The following is an 18,204-nucleotide window of genomic DNA, read 5'->3' as shown; positions in this document are numbered from 1 at the left end:
CGCTGGCTACCTTTGCCTCCCCGGTCCGCCGCCGATGGACAAGCATTCCTACCTGAGCAACGCCGACCCGGCCTCGCTCGACAGCATCTACCAGCAATACGTCAAGGACCCCGCCTCGGTCGATCCCGGCTGGGCCCGCTTCTTCGACGGCTTCGAGCTGGCCCGCACCTCCTTCGACACCCTGCCCGGGGTGCAGCTGAAAGCCGGCGGCGATGAGCACCTGCGCAAGGAGTTCCTGGTGCTGGACTTCATCAACGCCTACCGCCAGCGCGGCCACCTCTTCACCCGCACCAACCCGGTGCGCGAGCGCCGCAAGTACAGCCCACCGCTGGATCTGCCCAACTACGGGCTCAGCGAGGCCGATCTGGACACCGTGTTCGCCGCCGGCAACGAGGTGGGCCTGGGTGCCGCGAAGCTCCGCGACATCATCGCCCTGCTGGAGCAGACCTACTGCCAGAGCATCGGCGCCGAGTTCCGCTTCATCCGCAACCCGGAGAAGGTGAAGTGGCTTCAGCAGCGTATGGAGAGCGTGCGCAACACCCCCGACTTCTCCATCGACCAGAAGAAGGAGATCCTCGAGAAGCTCAACGAGGCCGTAGTGTTCGAGAAGTTCCTAGGCAAGAAATTCATCGGGGCCAAACGCTTCAGCATCGAAGGCGCCGAGGCGCTGATCCCCGCATTGGACACCGTGATCGAGCACGGTGCCGAACAAGGCATCACCGAGTTCGTGATCGGCATGGCACACCGTGGCAGACTCAATGTGCTGGCCAACACCCTGCGCAAGAGCTACGACCAGATCTTCAGCGAGTTCGAGGGCAAGGATTACGAGGACGAGCTGGTGGAGGGTGACGTGAAGTACCACATGGGCTACAGCTCCGTGCTGAAGACCAACACCGGCAGGGAGGTGCGCCTGACGCTGGCGCCCAACCCCAGCCACCTGGAAAGCGTGGGGCCCGTGATGCAGGGCATAAGCCGGGCCATCATCGAGCACGACGACAATTTCGCGAAGGGCATCACGGCCCCGATCATCATCCATGGCGATGCCGCCGTGGCCGGTCAGGGCGTGGTGTACGAGGTGGCGCAGATGGCCGGGTTGAAGGCCTATGAAGTGGGCGGCACCATCCACATCGTGGTGAACAACCAGGTGGGCTTCACCACCAACTACATCGATGCGCGCACCAGCACCTACTGCACCGATGTGGCCAAGGTGACGCAGTGCCCCGTGTTCCACGTGAACGGCGACGATGCCGAGGCCGTGGCCTTCACCATGCAGATGGCGATGGACTACCGCCAGAAGTACGGGACCGACATCTGGGTGGACATCCTCTGTTACCGCAAGCACGGCCACAATGAGGGCGACGAGCCGAAGTTCACGCAGCCCGTGCTGTACAAGGCCATCGCTGCGCACCCCGATCCGCGCAAGATCTACGTGGACAAGCTGATCGCCAGCGGGGTGAAGGAGGCGAAGGAACTGGCCGAGGAGATGGAGCGCAACTTCACGGCCATGCTGGACGAGCGCCTGAACGCGGCCAAGCAGCAGCGCGTGGGCAGGATCACCAACTTCATGGCCGAGCGCTGGAAGGGCTTCCGCCGCGCCACCGTGCATGACATGATCGATGCGCCCGCCACGGGCGTGAAGAAGGAGACGCTGAAGATGATCGGGGAGAAGCTCACCGTGCTGCACCCCAACGGCAAGAAGTTCTTCAGCAAGTTGGAGAAGATCCTCAACGACCGTAAGAAGATGATGGCCGACGAGACCCTCGACTGGGGCCTTGCCGAGCTGCTCGCCTACGGGTCGTTGCTCATTGAAGGCAAACCCGTGCGTTTCACCGGCCAGGACGTGGAGCGCGGCACCTTCAGCCACCGCCACGCCGTGGTGAAGCTGGAGGACAGCGAAGAGGAGTTCATCCACCTGAAGCATATCCAGGAGGGCCAGGCGCTGCTGCAGATCTACAACTCACTGCTGAGCGAATACGCGGTGCTCGGCTTCGAGTACGGCTATGCGCTCACCAACCCCAACACGCTCACCATCTGGGAGGCGCAGTTCGGCGATTTCGTGAACGGCGCGCAGATCATTCTGGACCAGTACCTGTGCTGCGCCGAGGAGAAGTGGAACACGCAGAACGGCCTGGTGCTGCTGCTGCCCCACGGCTACGAGGGCCAGGGTGCCGAGCACAGCAGCGCCCGCATGGAGCGCTTCCTGCAGAGCTGTGCCGACGACAACATGCTGGTGGTGAACTGCACCACGCCCGCGAACTTCTTCCACGTGCTGCGTCGTCAGCTGGCCTGGGATTTCCGCAAGCCGCTGGTGGTCTTCACACCGAAGAGCCTGCTGCGCCACCCGAAGTGCGTGAGCACGTTGGACGAACTGGCCAAGGGTCGCTTCCAGCCCTTCATCGACGATGCGAAGGCCGATGCCAAGCAGGTGCGCACCGTGATCCTCACGCAGGGCAAGGTGCACTACGACCTGCTGGAGCACCGCGAGCAGAACGGCATCACGGACACCGCCCTCCTGCGCATCGAACAGCTCCATCCGCTGCCCATTGACGCGATCAAAGGTGCGCTGAAGCGGTACACAAAGGCCGAGCGATTCCTCTGGGTGCAGGAGGAGCCGCGCAACATGGGCGCGTGGACGCACGTCCTGATGCAGCTGCAGCCCGAGCTCGACGTGAAGCTCGAATGCATCAGCCGTCCGGCGAGCGGCGCACCCGCCACCGGCAGCAGCAAGCGCAGCGCCAACCAGCAGGTGGCGATCATCGAGCAGGCTTTCGCGGGCGGCACGCCCAGCGGCAGAAAGGCCGCCGCCAATTCGAAGGCGCGTGCCTGAGCACGTGTCAAGGGTCAAGTAACAAGCATCGCATTCCCCCATCCCGCCAATGGCCACCGTAGACATCAAGGTCCCCAGCCCCGGAGAGAGCATCAGTGAGGTCCGTATCGCGCAATGGCTCGTGAAGAGCGGCGACACGGTGGAGAAGGACCAGGTGATCGCCGAGATCGACAGCGACAAGGCCACGTTGGAGCTGAGCGCCGAGGCCGAAGGCCGCATTGAACTGATCGCCGAGGCGGATGCCACGGTGAACGTGGGCGATGTGGTGGCACGGATCGACACCAGCGTGAAGGCCGAGAAGTCCACCTCCGCCAAGGCTTCGGCGGATGATAAAGCCAAGGCGCAGGCGCAGGAGGCCAAGAAGCCTGTTCCTGCCGCTGCTGCTGCCTCGCGCGCCGAAGCTCCCGGCGCAGGCGCTGCCCCTGCCCCCGCCGCATACGCCACCCCTGTGGCCAAGGCCATGCTGGACGAGAAAGGCGTGGACCCGAGCAAGGTGAAGGGCAGTGGTCCCAACGGGCGCATCACCAAGAGCGATGTGGAAGCCTACATCGCCGGTGGTGTGGATGCCGGCAGCGCCCTGATGAACGGCTGGGGCGGCACGCGCAACGACAGCCGGGCCAAGATGACCACCCTGCGCAAGAAGGTGGCCGAGCGCCTGGTGAGCGTGAAGAACACCACCGCCATGCTCACCACCTTCAACGAGGTGGACATGAGCGCGGTGATGGCGCTGCGCGACAGGTACAAGGACAAGTTCAAGGAGCAGAAGGGCGTGAACCTGGGCTTCATGAGCTTCTTCACCAAGGCCGTGACCGAGGCGCTTCGTCTGTTCCCCACGGTGAACGGGCAGATCCAGGGCGAGGAGATCGTCACCTTCGACTACGCCGACATCGGCATCGCGGTGAGCAGTCCGAAGGGGCTGATGGTTCCCATCGTGCGCAACGCCGAACGCATGAGCCTGGCCGAGATCGAGGCGAAGATCAAGGAGCTCGCGGTCAAGGCACGCGACGGCAAGCTGAGCATCGACGAGATGACCGGCGGCACCTTCACCATCACCAATGGCGGCGTGTTCGGCAGCATGCTCAGCACGCCCATCATCAATCCGCCGCAGAGCGCCATCCTGGGCATGCACAACATCGTGGAGCGCCCGGTGGCCGTGAACGGTCAGGTCGTCATCCGCCCGATCATGTACGTGGCGCTGAGCTACGATCACCGCATCATCGATGGCAAGGAGAGCGTGAGCTTCCTGTACAAGGTGAAGGAGATGATCGAGGATCCGAACAAGCTGGTGTTCGGCGGGAAGGACCCGGGGGAGGTGTTGTTGGGGCTCTAGTCCGCCGCATCCACCACGATCATGCGCGTGCTGTCGCGCGCGATGATCAGTGTGCGCCAGTTGCGCCCCTCCACAATGGTGGTGGTGAACGTGAGCACGCTGTCGCCGAATGTGCGTGGTGAGAACCGGTCTCTGGTGTCCTTGTTCGTGGCTTCCACCTTCAGCTCGTACCTGTATTGTCGCAGCACGCGCCACACCTCGGTGGGGCAGGTGTTCACGTGGAGGCGGATGACCGGGTCGAGCTTCGGGATGATCTGGTCCTGGGCATCGATGACCTGCACACACGATCCGGGCTTGCCGAAAAGCGCGGCGTAGATCTCGGCTCCGGGTCGCGGTGCGAGCGCATCCTGCGCATGATGCACCGCGCGCTGCGCGGCCTTCACGACCACCACGCCGGCACACACCGTCGAGGCCATCAGGGACAGCACCCCGGGTATCAGCAGCCGGGCCGCACGGCGTCGATAGCCGACGATGAGCAGGGCCAGGCCCGTGGAGGCCAGCGCGACCGCCAGGATGGACCACAGGATGATGGAGGTCATCGAACAAAGGTGCGTTCCGGCGTGAACCTGTCCGCCGGCGAACGCGTAGAACGCCCTCATCCGAAGCGCACCATGGCCGGTATGATCCTGCGAAGAACCTTCATCACGGTAGCCCTCACCCTGGTCCTGTCGGGCATGGCCTTTTCCCAATGTTCGGTGACATCGGCGAACGGGTACACGGTCCACCTTAGCGTGTATCCACAGGCCATCGTACCCGCCTCGATGAGCTGCCCGGGCGGGTACAACTACCGGGTGCGCATGGGGTACACGATCACCTTTTCCGGTTCCAACATCCCGTCGTCGCTGTGGACCCTTCAGGGCCGCGTGACCTGCGGCAGCACGAGCATCTTCTTCGACCTGCCGAACAACGGGGGATCCGGTTCGGTGCTCTCCTCGAACGACTGGACGGCCATGACCAATTGCGCCACGGCGACCCCTGCTTCGCTCGGGTGCACGACCGTGCGCATTGAGATCCATGGCCCCGGCATCGCCTCGCAGGAGATCCTGTGCGGGTTCAGTCCGCTGCCGGTGGAACTGCTCACCTTCACCGCGGAACCCGACGATGGGTCGGTCCGGTTGCGTTGGAGCACGGCCACCGAACAGGATAACGATCACTTCGTCATCGACCGGTCGGCGGACGGTGATGCCTACACCGAACTTCTGAAGATGCCGGGTGCGGGGAACAGCCAGCACGAGCAGGTGTACGCCGTGGCGGATGAGCGACCCCTTCCCGGGGTGAGCTACTACAGGCTTCGGCAGGTGGACAGGGATGGCACCACCACCTTGGGACCGACCGTGGCCGTGACCCGCGAACGGGAACGAACGCTGATGGTGCATCCGAACCCTGTTCGCGAGCGGTTCTCGCTGGAGGGTGCGGAGCCCGGAGGACTCCTGGAGATCCTGACACCGGCGGGTGAGCGCATCAGCAGCGGGCGGCTTGCCGGCGCTTCGGTCCCGGTGGGTTTCCTGGCGCCGGGTCTCTACCTGGTCCGATACACCGACCCTGTCACCTTCGTGCAGCGCACGGCGCGATTCGTCCGCGAGTGAGCCCGATCCGGGGGGGCGGTTAGCTTCGCGCATCAACATCCGGACCATGTCACCGCGCATCCTCGTTCCCGCCCTTGTTCTTCTCATCCCCCGCTTCGCGGTGGGTCAGGCCATCACCAATGGTGGATTCGAGACGTGGAGCACCACGGTGCTCTTCGAACAGGCGAGTGATTGGCGCACGAGCAATTCCGAGGCGCCCGGGCTCAACAACACCTCCCGCGTGGCCGGCGCGTCCGGGACCTACGGCGTGCGGATGGAGACCGTGGTGCAGGGACCGGACACCGTGTTCGGGTTCGCGCTGCTCGGGAACATCGACAATGACCTGCCCGTGGCCGGCGTGCCCTTCACCACCGCGATCGATGCCATCGAGGGCTACTATCGGTACGACCTGCAGCCCGGGGATTCGGCCGTCGTGCTGGTGGGCATCTGGAGCTTCGGGGTGCTCGCCGTCCTGGACGTGCACACCATCGGCGGGTCGCAATCCACCTGGACCACGTTCGATCTTCCCGTGAACCAGGGCGTTCCCATCGCGCCGGACAGTGTGGTGGTGGCCTTCGCCAGTTCGAACCCCTTCGCACCGTCGGGCATCGCCGATGGGTCGTGGATCGAAGTGGACGCCGTGCGTCTCACCTCGTTCATCACCCCCACGCCGGATGTGCTGCCCAACCATGAATTCGAGCTTTGGGATGAGGTGACCAGCGAGGATCCGGACGGTTGGAGCTCGTTCAACCCCCTGCTCGCACCGTTCCAGCTCAGCTCCGTGACCCCGTCCACACAGGCCCACAGCGGTGCCCTGTCCGCGCGTGTCACCACCTTGGGCGTGGGCAACGACACCATTCCCGGCATCCTCACCAACGGCGCATTGACCCCGTTCGGCGTGAACGGTGGCGTGCCTTACAGCGACATGCCAGGAACGATGAACGCGTGGGTGCAGTACCAGCCAGCAGGTCCGGACACGGCACGGATCGCCGCGTACTTCCTGAGCGGTGGTGCTCCCGTGGGGTCCGCCTTCGCGGAGGTCGCCGGTCCCACCTCGGGATGGACCCTGCTGTCCGCACCGGCCACCGTGCTTACCATGCCGGACACGCTGCTGTTGATCGTGTTCTCCGGTACGCTGCCCGGGTCCGTGCTCTGGGTGGATGATGTGGAGCTGTCGGGGGGCAATGTGGGCCTCGCGCGCGTGGACAAGCGCGCGGTGCGCGTGCATCCCGTTCCGGCCGACGAGGTGCTCTTCATCGAGGCCTCCCCCGATGCGGGCCTGAAGGGGTGGGTGCTGCGCGATGCGCAAGGTCGTGCGATCGACCAGGGGTCCTTCACCTCGTCGACGCGTGCGACGATCGATGTGCGGGACCTCGCTCCGGGACCCGGGCTCCTGGAGCTGGAACATCTGGACGGCACGCGATCCACGGAGCGCATCGTGAAGCACTGAGCTGCTGAGGCATCGCGTCCGCGATGCGTGTCCGGGTCGAGCGCGGTCCGGTCACCGCACATCGCCGTGTTGACAACTGCGGAAGCCACGCATCGGCCCTGCGGCCGGGGCCCGGCTACGTTTGCCCGGCACCTGATGGGAGCATGGGCGTAGTGCATGCCATGGATCCGGCATCGAAGGCAGGCAGGCGCGGTGCGGAATGATGGCCGGGCCGGACCCTTGAGCGGCCATCCCGCCGTCGCGCTCCCGGAAGGGCCACAACAGGCTGGTCCATGACCCGAACCCGACGCTCCCCCTTCGCATCGCGCGTACCGTCCCTTCTCCGTCGCTCTCTGGCCCCCCTGGCTCTCGTGGCCGCCCTGGGCTGGGGCCATGAGGCCCGTGCCACCCATGCGATGGGCGGGGAGATCAGCTACACCTGTGTGGCGCCGAACCAGTACCTGGTGACGCTCGACTTCTATCGCGACTGCAACGGGGTGGCGGCACCCACCAACTGCAACAACGGCCTGAGCTTCAACGTGCGCAGCACCCAGTGCGGGGCCAACTTCAACCAGTGCTTCACCTTCCAGGGGGTACAGGTGATCACGCCGATCTGCGCCAGCGAGACGGACCGATGCCTGAACCCCGGTGGCGTGTACGGTGTGGAGAAGTACACCTACACCCGGCTGGTGAACCTCAACGCCTGGGCGGGCTGTGGCACCGATTGGGTGTTCAGCTGGTCGCTGTGCTGCCGCAACAATGCGGTCACCTCCCTGCAGAACCCCGGCAACCAGGACCTCTACCTGGACGCCACGCTGAACAACACGGTGACGCCGTGCAACAACTCGGCCGACTTCCTCACCAACCCCACACCGTTCTACTGCCTCGGCCAGAGCGTGAGCTACAATCCCGGCGCAGTGGATCCCGACGGTGACCTGCTGACCTACGAGCTGATCGCGGCGCGGGGCGCGAACGGCAACAACCTCAACTATGCGGCCGGTTACAGCGCCCTTCAGCCCGTGCGCAACGGCGGCGGCGCCGGTGCCGTGCAGCTCAACGCCACCACGGGCACCATGACCGTGATCCCGAACCAGCTGCAGGTGGCGGTGGTGACCTACAGGGTGCGCGAGTTCCGCAACGGCGTGCAGATCGGTACCGTGACCCGCGATGTGCAGGTGGTGGTGCGCCCGTGTGCGGGCAACACCGCGCCGACCGCGAGCGGCATCAATGGCTCCGCCAACTTCACCACCTCGGTCTGCGCCGGTGTGCCCATCACGTTCACCGTCAACTCCAACGACGCGAACGCGGGCCAGACGGTCCAGATGAACTGGAACAGCGGCATCCCCGGAGCGACCTTCACCACGGCGGGCCTGCCTTTCCCGGTCGGCACCTTCAACTGGACGCCCACCGTGGCGGACCTCGGCACCAACAACTTCACGGTGACCGTGACCGATGACGCGTGTCCCCTCATCGGCACGAACGACTTCGGCTACTCGGTGATCGTCACCCCGCCCTTCACGGCCGCCAACGCGGGGCCCGATCAACAGGTCTGCGGAGGATCGGCCACGCTGGCCGGAGCACTTCCGTACAGCCAGGTGACGGGGACGTGGACGGTGGTGAGCGGCAGCGGGGTGTTCGCGGACGCCAACTCGCCCACCAGCGCGGTGAGCGGTCTGTCGCAAGGCGCCAATGTGTTCCAATGGAGCGTGGACTACGGCACCTGCGGCATCGCGACCGATCAGGTGACCATCACCTCCTTCAACCCCGGGCAGGCCGCGGCCAATGCGGGCCCGGACCAGGCCTTGTGCCTGCCGGCGAACAGCACCACCCTGGCCGCGAACACGGCCGCATCGCCGGCGGTGGGCACCTGGACACTGGTGAGCGGTACGGGCACGGTGGCCAACCCCAACAGCCCCACCAGCACCGTCAGCGGCTTGAGCGTGGGCGCCAATACGTTCCGCTGGACGATCAACAACGGACCCTGCGGTGCGCCCACGACGGACCAGGTGACCATCTTCGTGTACAACAACGCGCAGCCTGCGGCGAACGCCGGTCCCGACCAGCAGCTGTGCACGCCGACGACCAGCACCACGCTGGCCGGCAATGCCGTGATCTTCCCGGCCACGGGCGCCTGGACGGTGGTGCAGGGCAGCGGTGTGTTCGCCAATGCCAACAGCCCCACCAGCGGTGTGAGCGGCCTCAGCATCGGCGTGAACCGCTTCCGATGGACCATCAGCAACGGCCCCTGTGCACCACCCAGCACGCAGGATGAAGTGACCGTGACGGTGTTCGACCAGAACAGCCCGAGCGCGAACGCCGGCCCGGACCTCACCCTGTGCTCGCCCCCGAACAGCATCACCCTCACGGGCAATGCACCCATCGCTCCCGCCACAGGCACGTGGACCTTGGTGAGCGGACAAGGAACGATCTCCACCCCGAACGCTCCCACCACCCTGGTGACCAACCTGGGGCTGGGCGTCAACATCTTCCAGTGGACCTTGAACAACGGCCCCTGTGTGAACGGCGTGACCCAGGACCAGGTGAGCGTGACGGTCTTCAGCAGCGCTTCACCCTCGGCCAATGCGGGACCCGATCAGGAGATCTGCAGCAGCACGAACAGTACGCAGCTTGCGGGCAGCACGCCCATCGCACCGGCGCTCGGCACATGGACCCTGGTGAGCGGCAGCGGCACCATCACGAGCCCCAACAGCCCCACATCGCAGGTGACCAACCTCGGGATCGGCAACAACGTGTTCCGGTGGACGGTGAACAACGGCCCCTGTGCGAACGGACTGACCAATGACGAGGTCACGATCCGTGTGTTCGACGCCAATGCCCCGGTGGCCAATGCCGGCCCGAACCAGTCGATCTGCTCCTCGACAGGCTCCGTGTCCCTGGCAGGCAATACGCCCACCTTCCCGGCCACCGGCGTGTGGACGCTGGTGAGCGGCAGCGGCAACATCGTGTCCCCGGGCAACCCAACGAGCATCGTCACCGGCCTGGGGCTGGGTGCCAACGTGTTCCAGTGGACCGTGGACAACGGTGCCTGCCAGAACCCGATCAGCTCCGATCAGGTGACCATCACCGTGTTCGATGCGAACCAGGCGAACGCCAACGCCGGGGCCGACCAGGCGTTGTGCGGTGCCACCAGCGCCACCCTCGCCGGCAACGCGGTCACCGCACCCGGTACCGGCACCTGGACGCTTGTGAGCGGCAGCGGCAGCATCAGCACGCCGGGCAACCCCGCCAGCGCGGTGACCGGCCTCGCGGTGGGCAACAACGTGTTCCAGTGGACGGTGAACAACGGGGCCTGCGGTGCACCCACGTCCGACCAGGTGACCATCGCGGTCTTCGATCCCTCCATGCCGGCGGCGAACGCCGGACCGGACCAGCAGCTGTGCACGCCCATCACGAGCACGACGCTCAACGGCAGCGCGGTGATCTTCCCCGGAACGGGCACCTGGACGCTCGTCAGCGGTTCGGGCACCATCAGCTCGCCCAATAGTGCCAGCACGGGCATCACCGGTCTCGGTGTGGGTGTGAACGTGTTCCGCTGGACGGTGAGCAACGGGCCGTGCGCGGGCACGAGCTTCGACGAGGTCACGATCACCCTCTTCGACAGTGCCACCCCCGTGGCCAATGCCGGGCCCGATCAGCAGATCTGCATCCCCACCTTCCCCTCGCAGGTGAACCTGGCCGGCAGCGCGGTGATCCCGCCGGCGGTGGGCACCTGGACCCTGGTGAGCGGCACGGGCACGATCGCGGACCCCAATGATCCGAACACCCTGGTGACCGGCCTGGCCGTGGGCATCAACGTGTTCCGCTGGACCGTGAGCAATGGGGTCTGTGCGAACGGGCTCACCAACGATCAGATGACCGTGTTCGTGTTCGATGCCGCGAACCCGGTGGCCGACGCGGGCCCCGACCAGGACCTCTGCACGCCCATCACCACCACGGTGCTCAGCGGAAGTGCGCTGATCGTACCAGCCACGGGCACATGGACCCTGGTGAGCGGCAGCGGGACCATCGTGGACCCCGGTGACCCGAACAGCCAGGTGACCGGCCTGGGCCTGGGTCCCAACGTGTTCCAATGGACCGTGAGCAACGGGAACTGCGCCAACCCGATCACCAGCGACCAGGTGACCATCAACCTGTTCAATGGCAATGCGCAACCCGCTGAAGCAGGACCGGACCAGACGATCTGCAGCACGACCACCAGCATCAGCATGTCCGCCAACACGCCTACCGGCCTGGCCACGGGCAGCTGGAGCGTGGTGCAAGGCACGGCCACCTTCGCGGACGCGACCGATCCCGGCACCAGTGTGAGCGGCCTGAGCATCGGCATCAATGAGCTGGAGTGGAGCATCGACAATGGAGCCTGTGGCGTGAGCACGGACGCGTTGACCGTGCTCGTGTACGATGAGGATCAGGCGAACGCCGATGCCGGTCCGGACCAGAGCATCTGCATCCCCGACGTGCCCAACCAGGTGACCCTCGCCGGCAACGCCATCACCTTCCCGGCCACGGGCACGTGGACGCTGGTGAGCGGCAGCGGCAGCATCCTCGACCCGAACGATCCGCTGACCGTGGTGACCGGCCTGGGCGTGGGGGTGAACGTGTTCCAGTGGACCATCGACAACGGTCCCTGCGCGAACGGCATCACCACGGACCAGGTGAGCATCACGGTGTTCGACGGTGGCAACGCAGCGGCCGATGCCGGACCCGACCAGGAGCTGTGCACGCCCACAAGCACCACCACCATGGCCGGCAGCACGGTGGTCTTCCCCGCGGTGGGCACGTGGACCGTGGTGAGCGGCACCGCGACGATCGTGTCGGTCAATGACCCCAACACGCAGGTGACCGGACTGGGCGTGGGCGAGACCGTGCTGCGGTGGACGGTGGACAATGGCGTGTGCGGCACACCCAGCTTCGATGAGGTGAGCCTCTTCGTCTTCGACGCGAACAACCCGGTGGCCAACGCCGGCCCCGACCAGGAGCTCTGCATCCTCACCACCCTCACCGTGGTGAACGGCAGTGCGGTGACCTTCCCGGCCACGGGTACCTGGGCGGTGGTGAGCGGCAGCGGCACCTTCGACGATCAGAACGCGCCCTTCACCAACCTCACCGGATACTCGGTCGGTACGAACGTGTACACCTGGACGGTGAGCAATGGACCCTGTGCCAACGGCCTCACCGTGGACACGCTGCGCGTGGTGGTGTACGACAACACGAACCCGATCGCCAACGCCGGTCCCGACCAGGAGTACTGCACGCCGGATGATGCGGCCGTGCTGGACGGCAGTGAGCTGCTGCCGCCCGCCACCGGGGTGTGGACCCTGATCGCCGGCAGCGGCACGCTGGCGGACCCCACCGACCCGAACACCACCGTGGACAACCTCACCGTGGGCATCAACACCTTCCGCTGGTCGGTGGACAACGGGCCGTGCATCAACGGCAACACGAACGACCAGATGAACATCCTGGTGTTCGATGCGAACAACCCGCCGGCCGATGCCGGCCCTGACCAGGAGCTGTGCACGCCGAACACGAGCACCACCATGGCGGGCAGTGCGCTCATCACCCCGGCGACCGGCACCTGGACCCTGGTGAGCGGAGGCGGCACCATCGTGACGCCCGGCAGCCCCACCACGGCCATCACCGACCTGCCGGTGGGTGAGAACGTGTTCCGCTGGACGGTGGACAACGGTCCCTGTTCCAACCCGATCACCTTCGACGAGGTGAGCCTCTTCGTCTTCGATGAGAACAACCCGGTGGCCAACGCAGGTCCCGACCAGCAGCTGTGCACACCCAACGTGAACGCCACCCTGGCGGGCAGCGCGCTCACCTTCCCGGCCACCGGCACGTGGACCTTGATCGCCGGCAGTGGCACCATCAACGACCCCGGTGATCCCGACGCCGTGGTGAGCGGCCTGGGCGTGGGCGAGAACGTGCTGGTGTGGACCGTGAGCAACGGCCCCTGCACGAACCCCATCACGACGGACACCGTGAGCATCTTCCTGTTCGACGCGAACAACGCCAACGCCGACGCCGGCCCCGACCAGGAGCTCTGCACCCCGACGAGCACCACCACGCTCGCGGGCAACGCACCGATCTTCCCGGCCATCGGCACATGGACCGTGGTCAGCGGCAGTGCCATCATCGACGATCCGAACGACCCGACCAGCGGCGTGAGCGGCCTGGGCGTGGGTGAGACCGTGCTGCAGTGGACCGTGGACAACGGCCCCTGCGCGAACGGCAGCACCAGCGATGTGGTGAGCCTCTTCGTGTTCGATGATGCCAACCCGGTGGCCGACGCCGGTGGCGACCTGGAGCTCTGCGCACCGGACAACGCGGTGACGTTGAGCGGCAGCGCGGTGACCTTCCCGGCCACCGGCACCTGGACCGTGGTGAGCGGCACCGCCACCGTGGTGAGCCCCAACGACCCGAACAGCGTGGTGACCGACCTGGTGGTGGGAGAGACCATCCTGGAGTGGACCGTGGACAACGGCCCCTGCGCCAATGGCATCACCACCGATCAGGTGAGCATCCAGGTCTTCGATCCGCAGAGCGCCAGCGCCGACGCGGGCCCTGACCAGGACCTGTGCACGCCCACCACCGCCGCCACCCTGGCGGGCAGCACCACCATATTCCCCAGCGTGGGCACCTGGACCGTGCTGGCCGGCGCTGGCAGCTTCGCCGATGCCAATGATCCCGCCACCACCGTGAGCGGCCTGATCGTGGGCGAGAACGTGCTGGTGTGGACCGTGGACAACGGCCCCTGCGCGAACGGGGTGACGAGCGACACGCTGAGCATCTTCCTGTACGACGCGAACAATCCGGTGGCCGACGCCGGTGCCGATCAGCAGCTGTGCACGCCGGACACCACCACCACCCTGGCGGGCAGCGCGGTGATCTTCCCCGCCACGGGCCTGTGGACCCTGGTGAGCGGCACGGGCACCATCGTGGACCCCACCGACCCGAACTCGGCGGTGACCGGCCTGACGGTGGGCGAGAACGTGTTCCTCTGGACCGTGACGAACGGACCCTGCGCCAACCCGGTGACGAGCGACGCGGTGAGCATCTTCATCTTCGACGACAGCAACCCGGATGCGAACGCGGGCGCCGACCAGGACCTCTGCACGCCCATCACCAGCGCCACATTGAGCGGCAGTGCGGTGACCTTCCCGGCCACGGGCCAGTGGACCCTGGTGAACGGTCAGGGCACCATCACCGACCCGAGCGATCCGAACACCACGGTGACCGGCCTGGGCATCGGGCTCAACGAATTCGCCTGGACGGTGGACAACGGTCCCTGCGCCAACGGCATCACCGCGGACAACGTGGTGATCAACCTCTTCGACGAGAACGCGCCGCCGGCCGATGCGGGCCCGGACCAGGAGCTCTGCGCGCCGGCGAGCAGCACCTTCCTGCAGGGCAACACCGCCGTGGGCGTGGCCATCGGCACCTGGACCCTGGTGCAGGGCACGGGCGTGTTCGCCGATGCGAACGACCCGCTGACGGAAGTGACCGGCCTCACCATCGGGGAGAACATCTTCCAGTGGACCATCGACAACAGCGTGTGTGGCATCAGCGATGATCTCGTCAGCATCTTCGTCTTCGATCCGAACAACCCGCCGGCCGATGCCGGTCCGGACCAGGAGCTCTGCGTGCCCACCGATAGCACCCTGCTGGCGGGCAACACGCCCATCTTCCCCGCCACGGGCACCTGGAGCGTGATCGCGGGCACGGGCGTGTTCGCCGACGCGAACGACCCCGGTACGCTGGTGAGCACGCTGAGCATCGGCGTGAACACCTTCCGCTGGACGGTGGACAACGGCCCCTGTGCCAACCCGATCACCTTCGACGAGGTGACGGTGATCCTGTACAGCGACAGCACCAGTGCCGCCGATGCGGGCCCGGACCAGGAGGTGTGCCTGCCGCTGACCAGCACCGTGATGGCCGCGGCGCCGCCCCAGGCGCCCGCCACCGGCAGCTGGACGCTCATCGGTGGTGCGGGGACCATCGTCGACCCCGCCAGTCCCACCTCGGCCATCACCGACCTCACCGTGGGCATCAGCACGTTCGTGTGGACCCTGGACAACGGTCCCTGCCCGCAGAACGGCATCATGAGCGATACCATCCAGATCTACGTGTACGACCCCACTGCGCCGACCGCCGACGCGGGACCCGACCAGGAGTTGTGCACGCCGCAGGTGAACACCATGATGCAGGGCAACATCCCGGCCTTCCCGGGTGAGGGCACCTGGAGCCTGCTCAGTGGCAGCGGCACCATCGTGGAGCCGAACAATCCCTTCAGCATGATCACCGGCATGGCCGTGGGTGAGAACGTGTTCGTGTGGCAGATCTACAACGGCCAGTGCGGTTTCGGCCCGCCGAGCACGGACACCGTGAGCGTGTTCATCTTCGACGAGAACCAGCCGCCCGCGCAGACCGGCCCCGACCAGGAGCTGTGCACGCCGACCACCGGTGCGGTGCTCACCGCCAACGACCCCATCTTCCCGGCCACCGGCCAGTGGACGGTGCTGCAGGGCGGTGGCACCCTCGCCGACGCCAGCGACCCCAACACGGCGGTGTTCAACCTCAGCATCGGCGACAACGTGTTCGTGTGGACCATCGACAACGGGCCCTGCCCCAACGCGGTGACCACCGACACGATGCAGGTGACGCTCTTCGACGAGAACTCGCCGAGCGCCGACGCCGGTCCCGACCAGGAGATCTGCATCCCCACCTTCCCGAACACGGTGACGATGGCGGCCACGGACCCCACGTATCCGGCCACCGGCCAGTGGACGCTGGTGAGCGGCACGGGCACCATCACGGACCCCACCAGCGCCACCACCACCATCACCGACCTGCAGGTGGGCGTGAGCGTCTTCGAATGGACGGTGAGCAATGGGCCCTGCCCGAACGGCACCACCACCGACCAGGTGACCATCAGCGTGTTCGATGCAAGCCAGGATGCCGCGGATGCGGGCCCCGACCAGGAGCTGTGCACGCCCACCAGCAGCACCACGCTGGCCGGCAACGCGCTCATCTTCCCGGCCACCGGCAGCTGGACGGTGCTGAGCGGCAGCGGCACGGTGACCGATCCGGCCAGCCCCACGAGCAGCATCACCGGCCTGACCCCGGGCACCACCACGCTGGTGTGGACCATCGACAACGGCCCCTGCACCCCGGGCATCACCACGGACACGGTGCTGATCCAGGTCTTCGACAACACCGCCGCCGCCGCACTGGCGGGCGACGATCAGAGCTTCTGTTCACCCGCACCCAACACCACCATGTTCGCCAGTTCACCCGTAGCCCCGGCCGTTGGCCTCTGGACCCTGATCAGCGGCACCGGCACGCTGGCCGATCCCACCAGCCCCTTCACCGCGGTCACCGACCTGGGCCTGGGTGAAACGGTCTTCGAGTGGACCATCGACAACGGCGCCTGTGGCAGCACCAGCGACCAGATGAGCTTCTTCGTGTACAACAGCGCGCTGGCCGCGGCCGATGCGGGCGAGGACCAGGAGTTCTGCCAGCACCAGTTCACCGGCACCGCGCTGGACGCCGAACCGGTGTTCGATGCGCTGGCCACCGGGGCCTGGAGCGTGGTGAGCGGTACGGCCACCCTGAGCGACCCCGCCGACCCGGCCGCCTTCGCGAGCGGGCTGGCGCTGGGCAACACCTGGTTCGTGTGGACGGTGAACAACGGGGTGTGCGGCACCACCAGCGACTCGGTGCTGGTGCGCCTGAAGGACTGCCTGACGGTGATCGTGCCCGACGCCTTCAGCCCCAACGGCGACGGGGTGAACGACACCTATGTGGTGCACAACCTCGAAAGCTATCCGGACAACAGCCTGCAGGTGTTCAACCGCTGGGGCGCGAAGGTGCTGGACCGCTCGCCCTACACCAACGACTGGAACGGCCGCAGCGAGAACAGCCTCAACTGGGGCGAGGAGCTGCCCGAGAGCACCTACTACTTCATCCTGGACCTCGGCAACGGTGAGGAGCCCTTCACCGGCTACATCTACATCCGCCGCTGATCATGCGCATCCCGAGGACCCCACACCGAAACACCGCGCCCTCCGGCGTTCAACCCATGGCGACCATGGCCTCCCGTTGGAAAGCCCTGCTCCTGGCCTTCGTGCTCGCGGCCCCCGTGGCCGCCCAGCAGGATCCGCAGTTCACGCAGTACATGTTCAACCTGCTGGCGATCAACCCGGCCTATGCCGGCGCCGCCGAGCGGGTGAGCATCAAGGCCCTGACGCGCCACCAGTGGGTGGGCTTCGAGGGTGCGCCCAGCACCCAGACGCTGACGGTGCACGCCCCGCTGGCGCGGGAGACCGTGGGCATCGGCGGCACCATCATGCGCGATGAGCATGGCCCGGTGAGCCAGTACGGCTTCATGATCGACCTGGCCTACCGCATCCACTTCGCCAACGAGCGCAAGCTGGCCTTCGGCCTCAAGGGCGGCATGACGCTGGTGCAGGGCCGGTTCGGGGAGCTGAACCCCCTGCAGAGCGGCGACCAGGTGTTCCAGCAGAACGTGAACACCAAGCTGGACCCGCAGTTCGGCTTCGGCATGATGTACTACGGCGAGCGCTTCTTCCTCGGTGTGAGCACGCCCAAGCTCCTGCGCACCGAGTTCTTCAAGGACGCGCCGGTCGACACCACCGGCACCGCCTGGCAGCAGGGCCAGCGCCCGCACTACTTCCTCACCGGCGGCTACGTGTTCAACATGGGCATGTACCACAAGTTCAAGCCCACCTTCCTGGTGAAGGCCGTGCAGGGCGCGCCGATCAGCTTCGACGTGAGCGCCAACTTCTTCTTCTTCGAGAAGTTCTGGCTGGGCGCCATGTACCGCCACGAGGATGCCGTGGGCGCCCTGGCCCAGTACTACTTCACCGATGGCATCTCGGCCGGCTACGCCTACGACTATCCGCTGAGCCCGCTGCGCAACTACAGCGGCGGCAGCCATGAGGTGATGATCGGCTTCGACTTCGGCAAACGCATGAAGGGCATCCGCTCACCGCGCTACTTCTGAGCC

7 protein-coding genes are annotated in these 18,204 nt (G+C 66.3%); 6 read left to right on the top strand and 1 reads right to left on the bottom strand.

Going from position 1 to position 18,204, the window contains the following annotated elements:
- The first annotated feature begins 34 nt into the window (after positions 1-34).
- Positions 35-2,827, top strand: a complete 2,793-nt coding sequence (locus IPM49_09300) for a 2-oxoglutarate dehydrogenase E1 component (GenBank protein ID MBK9274721.1) — start codon at positions 35-37, stop codon at positions 2,825-2,827.
- A gap of 49 nt (positions 2,828-2,876) precedes the next feature.
- Positions 2,877-4,157, top strand: a complete 1,281-nt coding sequence (gene odhB, locus IPM49_09295; protein MBK9274720.1) for a 2-oxoglutarate dehydrogenase complex dihydrolipoyllysine-residue succinyltransferase — start codon at positions 2,877-2,879, stop codon at positions 4,155-4,157.
- Here the strand turns inward: odhB and IPM49_09290 are convergent.
- Complete coding sequence (locus IPM49_09290; protein MBK9274719.1) at positions 4,154-4,696, bottom strand: hypothetical protein; 543 nt, start codon at positions 4,694-4,696, stop codon at positions 4,154-4,156. The two genes, odhB and IPM49_09290, sit on opposite strands and share 4 nt — an antisense overlap.
- A gap of 81 nt (positions 4,697-4,777) precedes the next feature.
- On the opposite strand from IPM49_09290, the gene IPM49_09285 reads away from it, so the two are divergent.
- The 4 genes from IPM49_09285 (at position 4,778) to IPM49_09270 (ending at position 18,201) form a co-directional block, all read left to right on the top strand.
- Positions 4,778-5,743 (top strand): hypothetical protein, encoded by a 966-nt coding sequence (locus IPM49_09285; protein ID MBK9274718.1) that lies wholly within the window; start codon positions 4,778-4,780, stop codon positions 5,741-5,743.
- Between the two features lie 46 nt (positions 5,744-5,789).
- The gene (locus IPM49_09280) at positions 5,790-7,172 is read left to right on the top strand and encodes a hypothetical protein (protein MBK9274717.1); all 1,383 of its coding nucleotides are present in this window, start codon (positions 5,790-5,792) and stop codon (positions 7,170-7,172) included.
- A 272-nt stretch (positions 7,173-7,444) separates the two neighbouring features.
- Positions 7,445-17,200, top strand: a complete 9,756-nt coding sequence (locus IPM49_09275; protein ID MBK9274716.1) for a gliding motility-associated C-terminal domain-containing protein — start codon at positions 7,445-7,447, stop codon at positions 17,198-17,200.
- A 65-nt stretch (positions 17,201-17,265) separates the two neighbouring features.
- Complete coding sequence (locus IPM49_09270) at positions 17,266-18,201, top strand: type IX secretion system membrane protein PorP/SprF (GenBank protein ID MBK9274715.1); 936 nt, start codon at positions 17,266-17,268, stop codon at positions 18,199-18,201.
- The last annotated feature ends 3 nt before the right edge of the window (positions 18,202-18,204 follow it).

This window comes from Flavobacteriales bacterium (assembly GCA_016715895.1).
GTDB lineage: Bacteria > Bacteroidota > Bacteroidia > Flavobacteriales_F > PHOS-HE28 > PHOS-HE28.
The sequence above is the reverse complement of the archived record's forward strand: the minus strand, read 5'-3'. Positions and strand labels throughout refer to the sequence as shown.